General features: G+C 71.6%; 17 protein-coding genes. 6 read left to right on the forward strand and 11 right to left on the reverse strand.

The features are described from left to right. Positions 1-1503 carry an N-acetylglucosamine/diacetylchitobiose ABC transporter substrate-binding protein gene (gene ngcE, locus AAH979_RS16070; protein WP_346258903.1) on the reverse strand — a complete coding sequence of 501 codons (1503 nt, stop codon included), beginning with the start codon at positions 1501-1503 and terminating at the stop codon, positions 1-3. Between the two features lie 156 nt (positions 1504-1659). Further along, on the reverse strand, positions 1660-2622 hold the full coding sequence (locus tag AAH979_RS16075; RefSeq protein WP_346258904.1) for a MurR/RpiR family transcriptional regulator: 963 nt from the start codon (positions 2620-2622) through the stop codon (positions 1660-1662). A 201-nt stretch (positions 2623-2823) separates the two neighbouring features. Between AAH979_RS16075 and AAH979_RS16080 the strand changes: the two genes are divergently transcribed. Continuing rightward, the gene (locus tag AAH979_RS16080) at positions 2824-3816 is read left to right on the forward strand and encodes a BadF/BadG/BcrA/BcrD ATPase family protein (RefSeq protein ID WP_346258905.1); all 993 of its coding nucleotides are present in this window, start codon (positions 2824-2826) and stop codon (positions 3814-3816) included. Between the two features lie 38 nt (positions 3817-3854). Here AAH979_RS16080 and AAH979_RS16085 read toward each other — a convergent pair whose 3' ends face one another. The 3 genes from AAH979_RS16085 to ngcE (AAH979_RS16095) form a co-directional block, all read right to left on the reverse strand. Beyond that, positions 3855-4679 carry a carbohydrate ABC transporter permease gene (locus AAH979_RS16085; protein ID WP_346259009.1) on the reverse strand — a complete coding sequence of 275 codons (825 nt, stop codon included), beginning with the start codon at positions 4677-4679 and terminating at the stop codon, positions 3855-3857. A gap of 86 nt (positions 4680-4765) precedes the next feature. Beyond that, complete coding sequence (locus AAH979_RS16090) at positions 4766-5674, reverse strand: sugar ABC transporter permease (RefSeq protein WP_346258906.1); 909 nt, start codon at positions 5672-5674, stop codon at positions 4766-4768. 103 nt (positions 5675-5777) lie between these two features. Further along, positions 5778-7190 carry an N-acetylglucosamine/diacetylchitobiose ABC transporter substrate-binding protein gene (ngcE, locus tag AAH979_RS16095; protein ID WP_346258907.1) on the reverse strand — a complete coding sequence of 471 codons (1413 nt, stop codon included), beginning with the start codon at positions 7188-7190 and terminating at the stop codon, positions 5778-5780. 339 nt (positions 7191-7529) lie between these two features. On the opposite strand from ngcE (AAH979_RS16095), the gene AAH979_RS16100 reads away from it, so the two are divergent. Then, positions 7530-8900, forward strand: a complete 1371-nt coding sequence (locus tag AAH979_RS16100) for an acyltransferase (RefSeq protein WP_346258908.1) — start codon at positions 7530-7532, stop codon at positions 8898-8900. On the opposite strand, the gene AAH979_RS16105 is transcribed toward AAH979_RS16100, so the two are convergent. After that, entirely contained in the window at positions 8897-10219 is a 1323-nt protein-coding gene (locus AAH979_RS16105) for an aspartate aminotransferase family protein (RefSeq protein WP_346258909.1), read from the reverse strand. The genes AAH979_RS16100 and AAH979_RS16105 overlap by 4 nt on opposite strands. Before the next feature lie 139 nt (positions 10220-10358). Here AAH979_RS16105 and AAH979_RS16110 point away from each other — a divergent pair, with 139 nt between their 5' ends. Next, the gene (locus AAH979_RS16110) at positions 10359-11708 is read left to right on the forward strand and encodes a hypothetical protein (RefSeq protein ID WP_346259010.1); all 1350 of its coding nucleotides are present in this window, start codon (positions 10359-10361) and stop codon (positions 11706-11708) included. A 22-nt stretch (positions 11709-11730) separates the two neighbouring features. Here AAH979_RS16110 and AAH979_RS16115 read toward each other — a convergent pair whose 3' ends face one another. Together AAH979_RS16115 and AAH979_RS16120 are read right to left on the reverse strand one after the other, a co-directional pair. Continuing rightward, entirely contained in the window at positions 11731-13419 is a 1689-nt protein-coding gene (locus AAH979_RS16115; RefSeq protein WP_346258910.1) for a PucR family transcriptional regulator ligand-binding domain-containing protein, read from the reverse strand. A gap of 64 nt (positions 13420-13483) precedes the next feature. Further along, positions 13484-14293 (reverse strand): RNA methyltransferase, encoded by an 810-nt coding sequence (locus tag AAH979_RS16120; protein WP_346259011.1) that lies wholly within the window; start codon positions 14291-14293, stop codon positions 13484-13486. A 127-nt stretch (positions 14294-14420) separates the two neighbouring features. On the opposite strand from AAH979_RS16120, the gene AAH979_RS16125 reads away from it, so the two are divergent. The 3 genes from AAH979_RS16125 to AAH979_RS16135 are packed head-to-tail and all read left to right on the forward strand — an operon-like array spanning position 14421 to position 15650. Beyond that, positions 14421-14798, forward strand: a complete 378-nt coding sequence (locus AAH979_RS16125; RefSeq protein WP_346258911.1) for a glyoxalase superfamily protein — start codon at positions 14421-14423, stop codon at positions 14796-14798. Continuing rightward, positions 14791-15195, forward strand: a complete 405-nt coding sequence (locus AAH979_RS16130) for a metalloregulator ArsR/SmtB family transcription factor (protein ID WP_346258912.1) — start codon at positions 14791-14793, stop codon at positions 15193-15195. The genes AAH979_RS16125 and AAH979_RS16130 overlap by 8 nt, the downstream gene beginning before the upstream one ends. Further along, positions 15192-15650 (forward strand): SRPBCC domain-containing protein, encoded by a 459-nt coding sequence (locus AAH979_RS16135; protein WP_346258913.1) that lies wholly within the window; start codon positions 15192-15194, stop codon positions 15648-15650. The genes AAH979_RS16130 and AAH979_RS16135 overlap by 4 nt, the downstream gene beginning before the upstream one ends. A gap of 223 nt (positions 15651-15873) precedes the next feature. Here AAH979_RS16135 and AAH979_RS16140 read toward each other — a convergent pair whose 3' ends face one another. From AAH979_RS16140 to AAH979_RS16150, 3 genes are all read right to left on the reverse strand, one after another. Continuing rightward, positions 15874-16698 carry a hypothetical protein gene (locus AAH979_RS16140; protein WP_346258914.1) on the reverse strand — a complete coding sequence of 275 codons (825 nt, stop codon included), beginning with the start codon at positions 16696-16698 and terminating at the stop codon, positions 15874-15876. 238 nt (positions 16699-16936) lie between these two features. Continuing rightward, positions 16937-18049 carry an SPFH domain-containing protein gene (locus tag AAH979_RS16145; RefSeq protein ID WP_346258915.1) on the reverse strand — a complete coding sequence of 371 codons (1113 nt, stop codon included), beginning with the start codon at positions 18047-18049 and terminating at the stop codon, positions 16937-16939. A gap of 27 nt (positions 18050-18076) precedes the next feature. Beyond that, entirely contained in the window at positions 18077-18529 is a 453-nt protein-coding gene (locus AAH979_RS16150; RefSeq protein WP_346258916.1) for an NfeD family protein, read from the reverse strand. Between the last annotated feature and the right edge of the window lie 142 nt (positions 18530-18671).

An 18671-nucleotide genomic window follows, 5' to 3' on the forward strand; every position in this document is an offset into this window, starting at 1 on the left:
TCAGCGCGAGAACTTGGCGACGCTGCTGTCGGCCTTGATGGCGTCCGCGCGCTTCTGGATCCGCTCGGCCCACTGCTCGGCGGTGGCGCGGCCGAACATCAGTTCGTTGGTCGCCGTCCGGGCCTCAGTGTCCAGCTCCTTGTACCAGTTGTCGAACATCATGTTGAACACGTTCGCCCCGGCCGCCTTCAGCGCGGCCTGCGAGCTGGCCACGCCGGGCGGGAACGAGTAGCCCTCGCTGCCGGCCGGCACCACGGTGGCCGCACCGACGGTCTCGGTGAAGCCCCGGGCACCCGCCTTGGAGAGCATCTGCCGCATGTACTCCATGCCGCCGCGCGGGTTCTTGCTCTTGGCCGAGACGAAGTACCCCTCGCCGCCGGCCGCCCGGATCGCACCGGCCGGCAGCTTGTCCCCAGCGGTCAGGCTCGGCACCGGCATGAGCTGGTACTCGAAGCCGGCCGGCGTGTCCTTCTTCTGCTCGTTCTCCAGCCAGTCGCCGCTGGGGTAGAAGGCGAGCTTGTACTGGTTCTGCCGTAGCTGCACGTCGGTGTGCTTGAGGCCCTCGAAGCTCTTGTCGCCGTACTTGGCGCCGATCTCGGCCCAGGCCTTGGCGGACTGGATCACCGCGTCGGCCTTCCAGGCGTTCGGCTCCAGGTTGTCGATGCTCTTCAGCACGTCCGGACCACCGACCTTGGCGGCCTGGGTCAGGATCACGTTCCACATGTAGTACGCCGCGTTCGCCCCGGCGTAGCCGAACGGGGTGATGCCCTTGGCCTTGATCTTGTCGCAGAGCGCGGTGAAGTCGGCCCAGGTGGTCGGTACGGTCCAGCCGTTGTCCTTGAAGAGCTTGCCGGAGTACCAGATGCCGTAGACGGTCGAGACGTAGTAGAGCACGAAGGGCTTGCGCGCCCCGTCCTTGGTATTGAACATGCCCTGCTCGACCACGCCCGGGATGACGGTGTCCCGGACCTTCTTGTTCGGGTCGTCGACCGACGGCGCGTCCCACAGCTCGGTCAGGTCCTGGAGCTGGTTGTCGTTGACCAGGGCACCGAAGTCGAGGAACTTCTCGCCCGAGTTGTTGACGAACTCCGGCGGGTCACCGGCGGTGAACCGCGGCTGGAGCACCGTGGAGACCGCCTGGGTCGCCTGGTGCTTGATCTGCGCCTTCGGGAAGGCGGTCTGGTAGAGCTTCTCGTGCACGTCGGTGGCGTACTTCTCGCCGTAGCCACCGTTGAAGATGATCACCTCCAGCGCGGCGTCCTCCTTGACGCCGAGCGGGTTGGTGGCGCTCTTCTCCCCGGTCTCCTGCTCGGTGCTGCCCTCGTCGTCACCGCCGGTGGCGCAGGCGCCGAGCAGGCCCGCGGCGGGGATGGCGAACATCCCGGCCGCGGCGGCCCGGCGCAGCACCGTACGGCGGCTGGTGCCCAGCGCCGCCGGCAGGTCCGGCCCGGTCATGGTCGACGGATCAACGCGGTCCGACGCGTGGTCGGAGGTTGCGGACATCTTCATCTCCTCAGTTGAGAATCGGGTCGGGCCAGCCGGACGACTCCGGATGACCGGGACCTGCCAGCGGTGCGGTTACTCGTCCCCGCCAGGGACGATCGGGCCGGAGGCGGAACACGAGTACCTCCGCCCCGACGGGTCGGTGTCGGATGCGTGTCACGGCCGCGCCTCCTTGGTCGCCTTGTGCCCGCCCACCGCCCGGGCCGTCCGCTGGAACGCGGCGTGGGCCCGGTCGTGGGTGCGTTGGGCGACGGCGATGTAGAGCAGGTCGAGCACGACGAGTTGCGGATGCCGGGCGGAGAGCGCGTCCGGCCGGAAGGTGGTCGCCTGGCTGGCGGTGAGCAGTACGACGTCGGCCAGTTCGGCCAGCGGCGACCGGGGGAACCCGGTCAGCGCGACCGTGGTCGCGCCGTGGCTGCCCGCCTCGGCGAGGGTCTCGATGGTCTCGCGGGTCTGGCCGGTGTGCGAGATGCCCAGGGCGACGTCACCCTTGCGGAGCAGCGCGGCCCCGGCCAACCCCTCGTGTACGTCGTTCCAGGCCCACGCCGCCACGCCGATGCGGTGCAGGCTGAACTGCATCTCCTCGCCGACCAGCGCACTGCCGCTGGCGCCGAAGATGTTCACCCGGGCGGCTCCGGCGATCGCCTCGGCGGCCCGCCCGACCTCGGCCAGGTCCAGCAGCGCGGCGGTGTCGTGCATGGCCTGGGTGTCCGCCGCGATGATCTGGCCGAGCACCCGCTCCAGCGGGTCGGTCGGCTGGATCTCCCGGCCGATGTCGACGGTCCAGCCGGCGGTGTGCGCCCGGCCGGTCTCGGCGGCGATGCCGAGCCGCAGGTCGGCGTAGCCCTCGAAGCCCAGTGCCCGGCAGAACCGGGTGACGGTGGCCGGGGACGTGCCGCTGCGCTCCGCCAGCTCGACGATGGTGGCCCGGGCAGCGGCGGCCGGATCGCTGAGCACCTGCTCGGCCACCCGCTGCAGGGCACCGGTGAACTCGGTGAGTCGGGACCGGACCCGGACCAGCACGCTGTCCGCCGGTGAGAGCCCGGCGGCGGCCCGGCGGTCGGGCTCGGCGTCGACCACCGCGGTCCCCGCGATGGTGTCCGCCTCCTGCTCGACCATGGGCACGCCTTTCCGAAAAGGAAGTTAACTGTTAGTGGTAAAAGTTCTTACTAAGAGCCCCTCCTTGTCAAGACGATGGGCGAAGTTTTCAAACTGTTACCTGGGCCGCCCTGGCGCCGGACGATCCGCGCTTGCCCCGGACAGCCGCACCGAGCAGCATGGACGCCGATCAACTCCGCAGGTGGAAGGTGGTTGCCGGTCATGTCCGACGGCATTGTGGTGGGGCTCGACATCGGCGGCACCTCGACCCGGGCCGCGGTGGTCACGCTGGCCGGGGAACGCCTCGGCGCCGGGCTGGGCGGCGGCGGCAACCCGACCAGCCACGGCGCCGACCGGGCTGCCGAACAGCTCCGGGTGGCGCTGACCGACGCCCTCGCCGAGATCGATCCGGGACTGGTCTGGGCCGGCGCCATCGGGCTGGCCGGAGCGGGCCGGCTGCTCGCCGATCCGGCCGGCCGGTTCGCCTTCGACCGGACCTGGCAGGAGGTCGGGCTGCGCTGCCGGTACGAGATCTTCGGCGACGCCCTCATCGCGTACGCCTCGGGCACCGCCGAGCCGGACGGCACGATCCTGATCGCCGGCACCGGGGCGATCGCCGCCGAGGTACGCGACATGGCGTTGGACCGGGTAGCCGACGGCCACGGCTGGCTGCTCGGGGACGCGGGCAGCGGCTTCTGGCTCGGTCGGGAGGCCGTCCGGCGCGCGCTGGCCGACCTCGACCGGCACCGGCCGCCCGGCCCGCTCGGCACCCTCGTGCTCACCGAACTGCTCGGCTCGGCGCAGATCGCCGCCCGCCCCCGGGACACCGTCGACACCCTGGTCCAGACGGTGACCCGGCGTCCCGCCGTCGAACTGGCCGCGCTCGCCCCGCTGGTGATCCGGGCCGATCGGGACGGCGACCCGGCCGCCGCAGCGATCCTCGCCGAAGCCGCCCGGCTGCTCGTCGCCAACGTGGCCCGGATCCGGCCCGCGGACGCACGCACCCCGATCGTGCTCGGCGGCGGACTGCTCACCGGCGACACCCCGCTGACCGACGCGGTACGCCCGGCCCTGGCCGCGCGCTGGCCGCAGGCGCCGCTGCGCACTGCCGGGGACGGTGCGCTCGGCGCCGCCTGGCTGGCCGCCCGGAACCTGCCCGAGCTCACCGACCCGGCCGAGCTGCACCGCCGGCTGCTCGGGCCGGCCGAAGCCTGACCCGGGCACTTTCCCGGCCAGGCCGGAGTCCGTCGGTCCTACTTCAACTGGCCGGCGGTCAGCCCGGACTGGATCTGGCGCTGGAACAGCACGTAGACCGCCAGCACCGGCAGCATCCCGAGGGTGAGCCCGGCGAACAACCCGCTGAAGTCGCCCTGGTAGCCCTGGCTGACCGCCAGCGCCGCGAGCCCCTGCGCGAGCACCCATTTCGACTCGTCCCCCTGCATCAGCACCTGGGGCAGGATGAACTGGTTCCACTGGCTGAGGAAGTTGAAGATGCCGATGCTGACCAGGCCCGGGCGGGCCATCGGCAGCATCACCCGGAAGAAGAGCCGGAAGTGCCCGCAGCCGTCGATCAGCGCCGCCTCGGCGACCGAGGTCGGCAGGGTCCGGAAGAACGCGGAGAGGAAGAAGACCGTGAACGGCAGCGAGTAGGCGGCGTAGACCAGGATCAGCCCGGTCCAGGTGTTGAAGAGCCCGGCGTTGCGGACCACGAAGAAGAGCGGCACCAGGGCGAGGAAGACCGGAAACATCATGCCGCCGACGAACAGGTAGTAGAAGACCTGCCGGAACCGGAACTCGTAGCGGGCGAAGACGTACGCGGCGGTGGCGCCGAAGAGCATCGTCAGGGTCAGCGAGCCGGCCACCACGATGGCGCTGTTCAGGAAGTACTGCCCGATCCGGGCCTCGGTCCAGGCCCGCGCCCAGTTCTCGAAGCGCAGCGCGCCGGGCAGCCCCCACGGGTCGCTGAGGATCTCGCCGTCGCTCTTGAACGAGCTGAGGAAGACCCAGAGCAGCGGCAGCGTGGTCAGCAGCGCCCAGAGCAGCAGGAAGCCGTGCGAGAAGACGTTCACCACGCCCAGCTCGCGGCGGGGTGCCCGGTCGTCGGCCCCGGTCCGGCCGTCGGCGCCGGCGGCGGGCGGGGCCGACTCGGTGGTGTCGACGGTCGTCACGAGTACTCGATTCGGTCCCGGCGGCTGGCGCGCAGCGCCAGTACCGCCACCGACAGGGTCAGGAAGAACATCACCACGCCGATCGCCGAGGCGTACCCGAACTTGGTCTCGCTGCCGAACGCCGTGTTGTACATCCGCAGGCCGATCACGTCCGAGGAGTGGTTGGGCCCGCCGTCGGTCATCTGCTGGATCAGGATGAAGCCGTCCAGCGCGGCGATGGCCAGGTAGATCCAGGCGACCTGCACGGTGTCCCAGAGCAGCGGGATGGTGACCTTGGTCAGCGTGGTCCACCGGGAGGCGCCGTCGAGCATCACCGCCTCGTAGATGTCCTTCGGGATGGCCTGCATGGCCGCCCCGAAGAGCACCACGTAGAAGCCGACGTTGCTCCAGACCATCACCGCCAGCACCGCCCAGAACGCGGTACGCGGGTCGCCGAGCCAGGTCGGCGCGGGCAGCCCGATCCCGCGCAGCGTGGCGTTGAGCAGCCCGTTGTTGGGGTGGTAGACCTCCTTCCAGAGCAGCGCGATGATCACCACGGAGAGCACCTGCGGGAAGAAGTAGACCAGCTTGTACGCGCCGGAGCCGCGTACCCCGACCACCCCGGCGGTGCCGCGCCGGCCGCCCATGTTGAGCATGCTGGCGAAGAAGATCCCCAGCCCGATGGTGAGCACCGGCAGCAGCACCAGCAGGATCGCGTTGTTCTTGACCGCGTTCCACAGCGCGCCGTCGCGCAACAGGGTGGCGAAGTTCTCCAGCCCGACGTAGTCGGCGCTGGCCGAGTAGCCCAGCCAGTTGGTGGTGGAAATCTGGAACGCCTGGAGGTACGGCGAGAGCACGAAGATGCCGTACAACAGCAGCGGCGGCACCAGGAAGGTGATGATCAGCGGATACTTGCCATGTTTCACGGGACCGACATCCTGCCCACTCCACGCGGGAAGACCTTCCCCGCGACGATCGCGCCGGAGGGGCCGACCACACCGGCCGACCCCCACGACGTCACCCGACGACCTACTGGCGCTTGTACTTCTTGATGCTGCTGTCTCCGGCGATCTGGTCGGCGCCCTTCTGGCACTGGTCCAGGAACTCGGCCGGGGTGGTCCGGCCGCTGAAGAACTCGCCGCAGGCCGCGTCGACCAGCTCGCGCTCCAGCTTCCGGTAGTAGTTGTTGTAGACCCAGTTGAAGCCGTTGCTGCCGGAGGCGTCCAGCGCCTTGACCACGCTGCTCAGCCCGAACGGGAGCTGCGCGCCCTGGGTGGCGCCGGCCACCACGCTCAGGCTGGAGACCTTCTTGGTGAAGTCCTGGGCGCCCTTCATCGAGAGCATGGTGCGCAGGTATTCCAGACCACCGGCCCGGTTCTTGGCCTTGGCCGGCACGATGAACGGCTCGCTGGCGGTGCCGCGCATCGCCTCGAACGGCAGCTTGTCGCCCGCGCCGAGGCTGGGCGTCGGCGCGACGGTCATGTTGAAGCCGGCCGGGGTGACCTTGGCCTGCTCGCTCTCCAGCCAGGAGCCGCAGGAGATGAAGGCGGCCTTGCCCCGGCACCACTCGGTCTGCGACTGCACGTGGTCGAGACCGGGGCTGCCGGGCATGATGAAGCCGTCCTTGACGATCTGGTACCAGGCGTCCGCCGCCATCTTCATCGGCTCGGACTTCCAGGCGTTCGGCTCCAGGTTGTCGATCGCCTTCGCCACGTCCGGGCCGCCGAACTTGATCGCCATCGAGATGACCGGCCAGCTCATGTACCGGGGGTGCTTGCCGGCGTACGTCCAGGGGGCGATGCCGGCGGCCTTGATCTGCCGGCACAGCGCGATGTGGTCGTCCCAGGTCTTGCCGTACTGCCAGCCGCGGTCGCTGAACAGCTTGCTGGAGTACCAGATGCCGTACGCGGTGTACGCGTAGCTGAGCACCAGGAACTTGCCGTCGTACGACCCGACGTCGACCACGCCCGGCAGCAGGGTGTCCCGGACCTTCTTGCCCGGGATGTCGAGGCTGGGCGCGTCGAGCAGCTCGCTGAGGTCGGCCAGGGCGCCCTGCGAGACCAGGCCGTTGAAGTCGATCTGACCGGCGCCGGAGTTGTTCACCACGTCCGGCGGAGTGCCGTCGACGAACCGGGGCTGGAGGGTCTTGTTGATCTCCTGCGTGGCGGAGTGCTTGATCGTCGCCTTTGGATATTTCCCGGTGTACATCGCCTGGTGGGCTTTGGCATACTCTTCACCAAAACCACCATTGAAGATGACCACCTCGAGCGGCGCATCCTCCTTGACGCCGAGTGGGTTCTGCTCACTCTTCGTGCCTTCGAGCGACTCGCCGCCGCTGTTGTCGTCGCCGCCGCCGAGGGCGCAACCGGTCAGCAGGCCGGTGGCGGGGACGGCCAGCAGGCCGGCCGCGGCGGTACGACGGAGGATGTCACGCCTCTTCATAGCTTCTCCTCGGATCCGGTCCAGGTGGACGCCGCAGCCGGTTGGGGCGGCGCCCGCCAACGAGGCTCGGGGTCATCGGGTCGGTGGCACTGGCGGTGCTGGTGTTGGTGCCGGTCGGCGGCGTGCCGTCGACCGGTGGTGCGGGGTGGTGCCGCGCCGACAGGTGCGAGCGTTTCGACATACTGGTGCTTGTCTTCACTTAACATAAAGTTACTGAAGGATTCTTACGGAAGAGGGTGCCGGCAGCAAGCCCCGGCGGCCGAACCGTTACGGACCGGCAATCCACCCGGGTTGGCGCATAGCGCGTCGGCGGGCCGACGGAGTAGATAGCCTGGCCACATGCGCCGGCTGCGGGAGATCGCCGGCCGCACGCCCGCCCAGCGCGAGCGCTATGTCGACCTGCTCCGCGCGGTGGCGATCACCCTGGTGGTGCTCGGGCACTGGCTGATCGCCGTCCTCGACAACGACGACGCGGGGCGGCTGCGCGGCCACAACGCCCTGGAGGACATCACCTGGGCCCGACCGGGCACCTGGTTCTTCCAGGTCATGCCGCTGTTCTTCCTGGTCGGCGGCTACGCCAACGCCGCCTCCCTGGACAGCCACCGGCGGCGGGGCGGCGACGCCGGTGGCTGGCTGACCGACCGTAGCGGGCGGCTGATCCGGCCCACCACCGTGCTACTGGTGCTGCTCGCCCTCGCCGCCCTGGGCGCCCGGCTGCTCGGCGCCGGCCCGACCCAGGTCCGCGAGGTCGTCTGGTACGCCACGGTGCCGCTCTGGTTCCTCTCCGCGTACCTCTGCGTGGTGCTGCTGACCCCGGTGACGTACGCCCTGCACCAGCGGTACGGCCTGGTCGTGCCGGTGGTGCTGCTCGGGCTGCTCGCCCTCGGTGACCTGGCCCGGCTGCTCGGCGAGAGCCGGCTCGGGTACGGCAACTTCCTGTTCGGCTGGCTCGCCATGCACCAGGTCGGGTTCGCCTGGCGGACCGGCAGCCTGCCGATGCGTCCCCGGGTGGGCTGGCCGCTGCTGGTGGTCGGGCTGACCGCGCTGCTGCTGCTGACCCTGGTCGGCCCGTACCCGACCAGCATGATCAACCAACCGGACCAGCGGATCCAGAACATGTCCCCGCCGAGCCTGGCCCTGCTCGCCCTGGCCACCGCGCAACTCGGACTGATCATGCTGCTCCGCGCCCCGGCCGAGCGGTGGCTGCACCGGAGGAGCCCCTGGACGCTGGTGGTCGCGGTGAACTCGGTGGTGCTGACCATCTTCCTCTGGCACCTGACCGCCGTGATCCTGCTGGCCGGCGCGCTGGACGCGCTCGGCGCGCTGCCCACCCCGCCGGTCGGCAGCACCGCCTGGTGGCTCTGGCGGATCCCCTGGGAGATCATGCTGGCCGTGGTACTGGCGGTGCTGGTCGCCGTCTTCGGCCGGATCGAGCTGCGCGGCTCCCGCCGCCCGGCCACCCGGCCCCACTGGTTGCCGGCGGCACTGTGCCGTACGCTCGCCCGCCCGCTGCCTCGGCTGCTGATCGTCGTGCTCGGCTTCGCCGCGACCGTGGTCGGGCTGTTCAGCAACAGCGTCGCCCCGAAGAGTGGCGAGTACCTGCTCGGCCTGCCCGCCGGCGCCCTCGTCGCGTACCTCTCCGGAGCGGGCCTGCTCCGGCTGCTCCGCTCGGTACCCGTCCCGCCCCGGACCGACCGGCCGTCCCGCTAACCCGCCGGATCGGCCACCGCCCTCGCCTCGGTGTCGGCGAGCGCGACGGCCCCGGCCAGGATCGCCAGCGCCTCCCGGGCCTCGGACTCGGTCAGGGTCAGCGGCGGGCCCATCCGCAGTACGTTGCCGTAGAGGCCGCCCTTGCCGACCAGCAGGCCGCCCCGCCGGCACTCCTCGAAGACCCGGACGGTGGCCGCCGGATCGGGCTCGGTGGTGCCGGGCCGGACGAACTCGACGCCGAGCATCAGCCCCTTGCCGCGTACCTCTCCGACGACGGCGTGCCGGTCGGCCAGCTCGCGCAGCCCGGTGAGCAGTACCGCGCCGACCCGGGCGGCGTTGGCCTGGAGGTCGTGCTCCAGGAGGTAGTCCAGGACGGCGTTGCCGGCCGCCGTCGAGATCGGGTTGCCGCCGAAGGTGGAGAACGAGACCGCGTGCACCTCGTTCAGCACCTCGGCCCGGCCCACCACCCCGGCCAGGGCGAAGCCGTTGCCGATGCCCTTGGCGAAGGTGAGCAGGTCCGGCGTGACCCCGTGCGCCTGGTAGCCCCAGAAGTGCTCCCCGGTACGCCCCCAGCCGGTCTGCACCTCGTCGGAGATGAGCAGGATGCCGGACTCGTCGAGTACCTTCTTGTACGCGCCGAACAGCCCGTCCGGCGGGGCCACGAACCCGCCCACCCCCTGGATCGGCTCGGCGATCAGGCAGGCAACCTCCCCGCTGGTCTGGGTGGCCAGCACCTCGCGCAGGTCGTCGACGGCCGCCTCCACGTACTCGTCCGGGCCGAGCCGGGCCAGCAGGCCGCGCAGCCGGTCACCGGAGTGCAGCCAGCTCACCTGGAGCGGGTTGAGGCTGCTCGCCGACCAGCTCCGGTGCCCGGTGATCCCCATCGCCGCGTACGACCGGCCGTGGTAGCTGTTCCGCACCGCCAGGATCTGGTTCGACCGCCGGTGGTTGGTGGCGACCAGCAGCGCCGCCTCGTTCGCCTCGGTACCGGAGTTGGTGAAGAAGACCCGGGCGTCCGGGATGCCGGAGAGCGCCGCGATCTTCTCGGCCAGCTCGACCTGCTGGCGGATCAGGTAGAGGGTCGAGGTGTGCACCACCCCGGTGCCGAGCTGGCGCCGCACCGCCTCGTTCACCTCGGCGACGTCGTAGCCGAGCATGTTCGTCAGTACGCCGCCGAAGAAGTCCAGGTAGCTGCGCCCCTGCGAGTCGGTGACCCGGCGCCCGGAACCGGCGACGATCTCGATCGGCTCGGCGTAGTACAGCGGCATCCAGGACGGCATGACGGCCCGGTGCCGCGCCAGCAGTTCGTCGGTGGTCATGGTTCTCACACCCCTCAGCGGTGGGAACGCGGACTCCTGCACGCTCCCACCGCGCGGGGACGCCGGGCAACTGCCACCCTGTCGGGCACCGGGGCCCGGACATTGACATGCCGTCAACCCGGGCGGACTACTATTGCCTGTGCCCAACGGACAGCTCCGGCGGATGGACGCCTTCTCCTTTCCGGCCCACTCCTTCGACCCGGCCACCGGGGAGGCGGCCCTCGAATACGCGCTGACCGGCCCGGACGGCGAGCTGCGGTTCACCGAGCGGATCACCTTCCCGCAGCCTGCGACCCCGCCGTCGCCGGAGGCCCTGGCCACCTTCGGCCGGGTGCTGGAGCTGTTGCACCTGGTCGCCGGGGTGAGCTACTACAAGGCCGCCGCACCGCCCCGGCTGGTCCTGCCGGCGCCGCTGGGCGAGCAGGCCGTCGCGCTGGTCACCGCCGTCTACACCTCCGGCCTCGCCGAGTACGCCTACCGCAACGACCTGCCGCACGTGCTGGAGCTGACCCCGGAGCTGCCGCCCGGGCGGGTCGCCGAGCCGGCCGGGTGGGACAACTCGGACCGCCGGCCGCTCTCCACCGTGGGCGGCGGCAAGGACTCCATCGTCAGCCTGGAGGCGCTGCGCCGGGCCGGCTTCGACCCGGTGCCGTTCTCGGTCAACCCCAACCACATCATCGTCAGCGTCAACGAGGCCTCCGGGTTGACTCCGCTGGCCGCCCGGCGCCGGCTCGACCCGGCGCTGATCGCGCTGAACGCGGCCGGGGCGCGCAACGGGCACATCCCGGTCACCGCGATCAACTCGCTGATCGCGGTCGCCACCGCCGTCCTGCACGGGCTCGGCCCGGTGGTGATGTCGAACGAGCGCTCCGCCTCCGACCCGAACCTGGTCTGGCACGGCGTCGAGGTCAACCACCAGTGGTCCAAGGGGGTCGAGGCGGAGGGCCTGCTCCGGGCGGCGCTGGCCGGGCACGCCGGGCTGACCGAGCCGTACTTCTCGCTGCTGCGGCAGCTCTCCGAGCTGCACATCGCCCGGCTCTTCGCCCAGTTCAGCCGGTACGACGACGTGGTGACGAGCTGTAACGCCGCGTTCAAGCTGAGCGACCCCAGCGACCGGTGGTGCGGAAACTGCCCGAAGTGCCGGTTCATCTTCCTGGCGCTGGCCCCGTTCATGCCCCGGGCCCGGCTGGTGCAGATCTTCGGCGCCGACCTGCTGGCCGACCCGGCCCAGTCCGCCGGCTACCTCGAACTGCTCGGCATCGAGGCGCACAAGCCGTTCGAGTGCGTCGGCGAGGTCGAGGAGTCGGTGGTGGCGCTCGGCCTGGTCGCCGAGCACCCGGACTGGCGGGACGCCGCCGTGCTCCGCACCCTGCTCGACGCCATCCCGGCCGAAGCCTGGACCGCCGCCAACGCCACCGACGTGTTCACCCCGGCCGGCCCGCACTTCGTCCCGCCGACGTACGCCAAGGCGCTGACCGCGATCTCCTGAGCCGGGGCGGCGGCGTGGCCGGTCAGCCGTCCCGGACGGCGTCCAGGGCGAGCAGGGCGACGTGCAGCGACAGGCAGTCGTCCACCGAGTCCAGGTCGACCCGGAGGATCCGGGAGATCCGGGCCAGCCGCTCGTAGAAGGCCGGCCGGGACAGGTGCGCCGCGGCGGCGGCGGCCGACTTGTTCCGGCCGCTCTCCAGATAACCGCGCAGCGTGCCGAGCAACTGCTCACGGGGGTGTTCGGCGTCGTGGGTCAGCAACGGCCCGAGTTCGCGTTCGACGAAGGTCTGCAACCTCGGCTCGTCCCGGAGCAGGTGCAGCAGCCCGGCCAGCCCGACCTGGGGCAACCGGTACACCGGCAGGTCCCGTCGACCCCGGCGGGCGGCGTCGGCGACCTGGCGGGCCTCGATCAGCGAGCGCCGGGCCTCCCGTACGCTGCCCACACCCGAGCCGGCCGCCACGATCACCGCGCCCGGTGCGCCGTACGGCCGGCCGGCGGTCGGGCCGGCGTCCAGGCGTACCCGGTCCAGGGCCGCCGCGAAGGCGGCCAGCGCGCGCTCCTCGTCCCCGGCGTCCCGCAGCGCCAGCACGGCACCGACCGCCTGGTCGTCCAGGGTGCTGGCCAGCCCGCTCAGTTCGGCGTCCCGGAGCGCCTGGCTGACCGCCTCGGCCAGGTCCCGCAGCCGGGCCTGCCCGGCCGGGCCACCCGCCGCCGCGCCCGCGCCCGCCTCGTCGGCGCGGTACCGGACCACGACCCCGACCAGGTGCCGCCGGTCCAGGGGTACGCCGAGGGCGCGGGACCGCAGCGCCACCTCGTCGACCGGTCGGGTGTGGTCGAGCAGCGCGGTGAGCAGGGTGCGGTGGATCTGCCGCTCCAGCCCCTCGGCGTCCCGCCGGATCAGCCGGCCCAGCGCCAGGGTGGAGGCGGCCCGCTCGATCAGGATCGTCAACCGGGTCGACGGGCCGCCGGACGCGCCGGCCGGCAGCTCACCGGTCGGCCAGCGCAGCAGCAGCCGCCCCCAGTCCTGCCCCCGGGCGCCGACGGTGGTGTAGAGCCAGCCGGCGTCCGGGTCGTAGCCGGTCCGGCCGGTCGGGCGGATCCGCCGGGAGTGCTGCTCCCAGCCCCGCAGCAGCAGCTCGGCGCTCTCCCCCGCCGGGTCGTACGCCAGCACCTGCCGGGAGAGGTTCTCCAGGATCACCGGGCAGCCGGCCAGTACGGCGGCCTGCCGGACCACCTCGGCCGGCTCGGCGCCCTCGACGGAGAGTTCGGTGAACCGCTGGTGGATCTCCTCCGTCGCCCGCAGCTCGGCGAGCTGGGCGTCGACGATCAACCCGTGCACCGCCTCGGTGATCCGGACGAACGGCGTCACCCGGCACAGTTCGACCAGCGGCAGGTTGCGGCGCTCGGCCGCGTTGACCATCGCCCGGGGTACCGCCGCCGGATAGCGCCGGCCCAGCTCGACCAGGAGCCCGGAAACCCCGACGTCGGCCAGCTCGCCGATGAATGCGCGCAGTCCGGCGTCGTCGCCGGGCAGGCCGATCCCGGTGGTGAGCACCAGTTCGCCCCCGCTGAGCAGGGCGGCGATGTCCGGCACCTCGGCGGCGTGCACCCACCGTACGAGCCGGTCCAGCCCGGCCGCGCCGGCGACCACCCGGGGGCCGCCGTGCCGGACCGGGTCGAGGGCCAGCACCTCACGCACGGTAGGAAACACGGGCTCGACGGTACCGCCCGAGGCGTGCCGGCCCGACCCGCGCCGTCCCGGGCCGGCTGGCCGGTTACAGCGGGTCGTCGCGGCCCAGTTCCCAGAAGGCGACGGCGGCGGCCGCCGCGACGTTGAGCGAGTCGACGCCGCGACGCATCGGGATGACCACCCGGGCATCGCTGGCGGCCTGGGCGGCCGGGGTGAGACCGGCGCCCTCGGCCCCGAGCAGCAGCGCGGCCCGGTGCCGCTGTGCCGGGGTGAGCCGCTGGATCGGCACCGCGTCCGGGGCCGGCGTCATGGCGAGTACGGCGTAGCCAGCCGCCCGCACCTCGGCCAGCCCGGCCGGCCAGCGGTCGAACTTCGCGTACGGCACCGCGAAGACCTCGCCCATGCTGACCCGGACACTGCGCCGGTAGAGCGGGTCGGCACAGGTGGGCGAGAGCAGCACGGCGTCCACCCCGAGCGCGGCGGCGCCTCGGAAGACCGCGCCAAGATTCGTGTGGTTGTTGACGTCCTCCAGTACCGCCACCCGGCGGGCGTCCCGGAGCACCTGCGCCACGGTGGGCAGCTCGCGGCGGTGGAACGACCCGAGTACGCCCCGGTGCACGTGGAAGCCGGTGGCCCGCTCCAGCACGGCCGGGCTGGCGGCGTAGACCGGTGCGTCGCCGGTCACCAGGTCACCGAGCTGGTCGGCCCGTTTCGGGTCGACCAGGAAGGAGCGGGGCCGGTAGCCGGCCCGGACCGCCCGGCGCAGCACGAGTTCGCCCTCGGCGATGAAGAGGCCGTTCGGCGGTTCCCACCGGGTACGCAGCTCGACGTCGGTGAGCGCCCGGTAGTCGGCGATCCGGGGGTCCTCCGGATCGGTGATCACTTCGGCGGGCACGGTGGTCGGTGCGTCGGACACGGCGCCGATTCTTCCCCCGTCCCCGCGCCACGGCTCGGGCGGCCCCGATAGGTAGGAGATTTCCTACCCTTGACTGGTAGGACTTCGCCTACCTATTGTCGTCGGCATGGCTATCACGCAGATCCAGTTGCTCTCCCTGCCGGTGACCGACCAGGACCGGGCCCGGGACTTCTACGTCGACACCCTCGGCTTCGAGCTCCTCGGCGACAACCGGATGGGGCCGGAGCAGCGCTGGGTGCAGGTGGGCCCGAAGGGCGCCGCGACCTCGATCACCCTGGTCACCTGGTTCGACACCATGCCGCCCGGCTCGGTCAAGGGACTGGTGTTGGAGACTGACGACCTCGACGGCGACGTGGCCGAGCTGACCCGCCGGGGGGTAGCGATCTCCGGCGGCATCCAGGACGCGCCCTGGGGCCGGTTCGTCAGCTTCGACGACCCGGACGGCAACGGCATCGTGCTCCAGGCGACCGCCGGCCGTGGCTGAGGTCGACGTCTTCACCGCGGTCGCCAACCCGACCCGGCGGCAACTGCTCGGCCTGCTGCTGGACCGGGGCGAGCGGCCGGTGCAGGAGTTGGCCGACCACTTCGACATGCGCCGGCCGAGCCTGTCGGAGCACCTGCGGGTACTCAAGGACGCCGGACTGGTGGTCGAGCACCGGGCCGGCCGGCAGCGGCTCTACTCGCTCCGCCCGGAGCCGCTGCGGGACGTGGCCGAGTGGCTGACCCCCTACGAGCGGTTCTGGCGGGAGAAGCTCGCCGGGCTCCGCGACCTGCTCGACGCGATGGGCGTCGAGGAGGGCACCGACGGCCAGCAGCAGACCGCAGCCGTGACATCCGAGCAGGGCCGGGCTTCCGGCGAGCAGGAGGGGAAACGACGATGACCCAGCGCGGTGTGATCCGGGCCGACCAGTATCTCGCGCATCCACCCGGACGGGTCTGGCAGGCGCTCACCGAGCCCGACCTGCTGGCCCGGTGGTTCATGCCGAACGACTTCAAACCGGTGCCGGGACACCGGTTCACCTTCCAGACCATGGCCCGGCCGGACCACGACTTCGACGGCGTGGTGCACTGCGAGGTCCTGGAGGTCGAGCCGGAACACCGGCTCCGGCTCTCCTGGAGCGGCGGGCACCTGGAGACCACCGTCACCTGGACGCTGGCCGCCGAGGGGCGGGGCACCCGGCTCTTCGTCGAACACGCCGGGTTCGACCCCGACGACCCGGTCCAGCAGCACGCCTTCACCATCATGTCCGGCGGCTGGCGCGGCATGGTCTTCCGCCGCATCGCGGAACTGCTGACCGAACTGGACAGCGCGGCGGAGCGCGAGCCGGGCCGGTAGCGCCGCTCCGGGACGGGCGGACAGTCAGGGACGGGGACGGGCGGACAGTCCGGCAGGGACGGGACAGGGCTTGTCCGCCGGGTCCGGGCCGGACTGGCGGGTCCGGACCGGACGGTGGTGGTCGGGTTGTCCCGGCCGGGCAGGACGGCCGGGGTTGTCCCGGCCGGTCAGGACGGCCGGGGTTGTCCCGGCCGGTCAGGACGGCCGGGGTTGTCCCGGCCGGTCAGGACGGGGCGGGGCCGGTCGTGGCGGGGCCGAGCCCGCCACCTGCCGGCGCGACACCGAGGCCGCCGCCGGAGACCCGCGCCGCCACCGCACCGGCCGTACCGGGACGGGTCAACGCGGCCCGGCCGACCGCCGGCACCAGCCGCCGGGCCCGCCAGGCGATCCCGATGCCGGCGGCGAGCACGAACATCGCACCGAGGGCGTGCAGTGCCGAGGCCAGCATCCCGCCGACGCCGAGCAGCGGAGCCGCGATCATCAGCAGTACGCCGTCGGACTGGCTGAACACTCCGGACCGGTGCAGCGCCAGACCGGTCAGCCACCAGCCGAGGGAGTAGAGCACTCCGCCGCTGACGGCGATGACCTGGCCCGCCCTGCCGAACGCCGCCGTGGAATCCGGCAGCCCGCCGAACGGGAGTACCAGCATCGTTCCGGCGACCGCGACCAGCAGGCCGGCCGTACCGGCGCGCCGGGTGCGGGTGGTGACCAGCAGGCTGGCCAGCGCCATCAGCGCGAGCAGACCGAGCCAGAGCGCACCGATCCAGCCGAGGAGGTGGGCCGGACGCTGCTGGGTGAGGAACGGCGCGTTCCCGGCGCCGACCAGGGTCACCGAACCGTACACAATGGCATAACCGGGCAGTGACCAGACGGCGAGCCGGGCCAGCCGGCGCAGCGACCAGGCCCAGCTCGCGTCGCTGGCCGGTTCGCTGGTGCCGCGCTCCACCACGAACGGCAGAAAGCCGAAGCCGCCGTACGGCCAGCGCCCGGAAACCGGATCCACCGCGCCGACGGCGCCCGATCCGGCGCCGGCTGTCCGCTTCGGCACACTCGATGGCGGTGCGAGCGCCGGATCACGCTTGGGGTTCGAGGGGTGGTTTTCCGGTTTCGAGGGGTGGATCACGCGCCGTCACCTCGCTCAACGTGCTGCGCGGGCGGGCGCGGGCGCGATCCGCTTCGACGCCCCGCTCCTTCACACCACCCGTCGCTAGACCGATCGTGTCAGGTGTCGGGGCGCCGCGCGGACGCTTTGGTGGAATAAGCCGGGCGGACCGGACGGCGGCCGGTCAGCCGCGCTCGGGCCGCTTATCCACAGTGGAGTCTTCGAGCAGGCTGGCCGGCGGGACCGGTTCCGGTGCCGGCAATTCCTGCGTACCGGTGGGCCGGGAGGTCACCTGCGCCTCGGCGGCGCGTACCTCGGCGTTGACCTCCTGGGCCGCCTCGGCCGCCGCCCGGGCCGCCTCCGCCGCCTCGCGCTCGACCGCACCGGCGTCGACCCGCGCCCGGGGCTCGTCGCCGACCATCTGGCTGAGTCCGCCCAACGCGCCGCCCAGCCCTTCGAGCGCCTTGTTCAACTCGGCGGGCACGATCCAGACCTTGTTGGCGGTTCCGTTGGCGATCTGCGGCAGCGCCTGGAGGTACTGGTACGCCAGCACCTTCTGGCTCGGGTTGGCCTGGTGGATCGCGTCGAAGACGGTACGGATCGCCTTGGCCTGGCCCTCCGCCTGGAGGATCCGGGCCTGCCGGTCACCGTCGGCGCGGAGTACCGCGGCCTGCTTCTCACCCTCGGCAGTGAGGATCTGCGACTGCTTGTGCCCCTCGGCGTTCAGGATCGCGGCCCGGCGGTCCCGCTCGGCGCGCATCTGCTTCTCCATCGAGTCGCGGATGCTCGGCGGCGGCTCGATGGCCTTGATCTCCACCCGGGTCACCTTGATGCCCCACCGTCCGGTCGTCTCGTCGAGTACGCCGGAGAGGTGCCGGTTGATCTCCTCGCGGCTGGTCAGCGCCCGCTCCAGGTCGAGCGAACCGATCACGTTACGCAGGGTCGTGACGGTCAACTGCTCGATGGCCTGGAGGAAGTTCGAGATCTCGTAGGTCGCCTTCACCGAGTCGGCGACCTTGAAGTAGAGCACCGTGTCGATCGAGACGCCCAGGTTGTCCGAGGTGATCACGGGCTGGGGCGGGAAGCTGACCACCTGCTCCCGCATGTCGACCTTGGTGCGTACCGCGTCGATGAACGGCACCAGCAGGTTGAGGCCGGGGTGGAGCGTGCGCTTGTACTTCCCGAGCCGCTCGACCACGTCCTGACGTTGCTGGGGGACGATCCGCACCGCCCGGATCAGTGTGACCACCGCGATCAGGGCCACGGCGGCCAACAATATGCCCATCACAGTTTCCACACCGCTCACCTCTTTGTATCGGGCTGCTCAATCAGTAGCGTCGAAATCCTCGTGCCACACCAGCGCGGTCACGCCCTTGACCTCGATCACCCGCACCCGGTCGCCGGGGGCGAACACCTGGGTCGCGTCGTAGGAACGGGCGGTCCAGATCTCACCATCGATCTTCACCACCCCGCTGTTGGCGTCCACCCGTTCGAGCACCAGCGCGGTGCTCCCGGCAATGGCCTGCACGCCGAACGGCTGCTCGTCGCCGGTCAGCGCGGACTGGCGGTGCCGTCGGATGACCGGGCGGGCAACGACCAGGGTCAGCGCCGAGACGGCCGCGAAGACCACCGCCTGGAGCGCCAGCGGGGCGCCGAGGGCGGCCGCGCCGGCCGCGGCGAACGCCCCGACCCCGAACATGACCAGGAAGAGGGTCGTCGTGAAGATCTCCGCGACGACCAGCACGACGCCCAATACGATCCACAGGAGCGGCTCCACACGTCGATCCTGGCACGCCCACGCACCTACCGGCGACCCGCGATCGACAGACATAAGATCTCGCATGCCGAGATCCGGCCAATCGGGATTCCCGGCGCCCCGGTCCAGCCCGGTTCCGCCCCGCACGGTCCGGTTCGGATAA

The sequence above is a fragment of the Plantactinospora sp. ZYX-F-223 genome, from assembly GCF_039649625.1.
GTDB lineage: Bacteria > Actinomycetota > Actinomycetes > Mycobacteriales > Micromonosporaceae > Plantactinospora.

Bases quoted from the DNA above. Each gene is read 5' to 3' on its own strand.
- AAH979_RS16125 (WP_346258911.1), top strand. From the start codon at position 14,421: ATGGCTATCACGCAGATCCAGTTGCTCTCCCTGCCGGTGACCGACCAG.
- AAH979_RS16105 (WP_346258909.1), bottom strand. From the start codon at position 10,219: ATGACCACCGACGAACTGCTGGCGCGGCACCGGGCCGTCATGCCGTCC.
- ngcE (WP_346258903.1), bottom strand. From the start codon at position 1,503: ATGTCCGCAACCTCCGACCACGCGTCGGACCGCGTTGATCCGTCGACC.
- AAH979_RS16135 (WP_346258913.1), top strand. From the start codon at position 15,192: ATGACCCAGCGCGGTGTGATCCGGGCCGACCAGTATCTCGCGCATCCA.
- AAH979_RS16075 (WP_346258904.1), bottom strand. From the start codon at position 2,622: ATGGTCGAGCAGGAGGCGGACACCATCGCGGGGACCGCGGTGGTCGAC.
- AAH979_RS16080 (WP_346258905.1), top strand. From the start codon at position 2,824: ATGTCCGACGGCATTGTGGTGGGGCTCGACATCGGCGGCACCTCGACC.
- ngcE (WP_346258907.1), bottom strand. From the start codon at position 7,190: ATGAAGAGGCGTGACATCCTCCGTCGTACCGCCGCGGCCGGCCTGCTG.
- AAH979_RS16100 (WP_346258908.1), top strand. From the start codon at position 7,530: ATGCGCCGGCTGCGGGAGATCGCCGGCCGCACGCCCGCCCAGCGCGAG.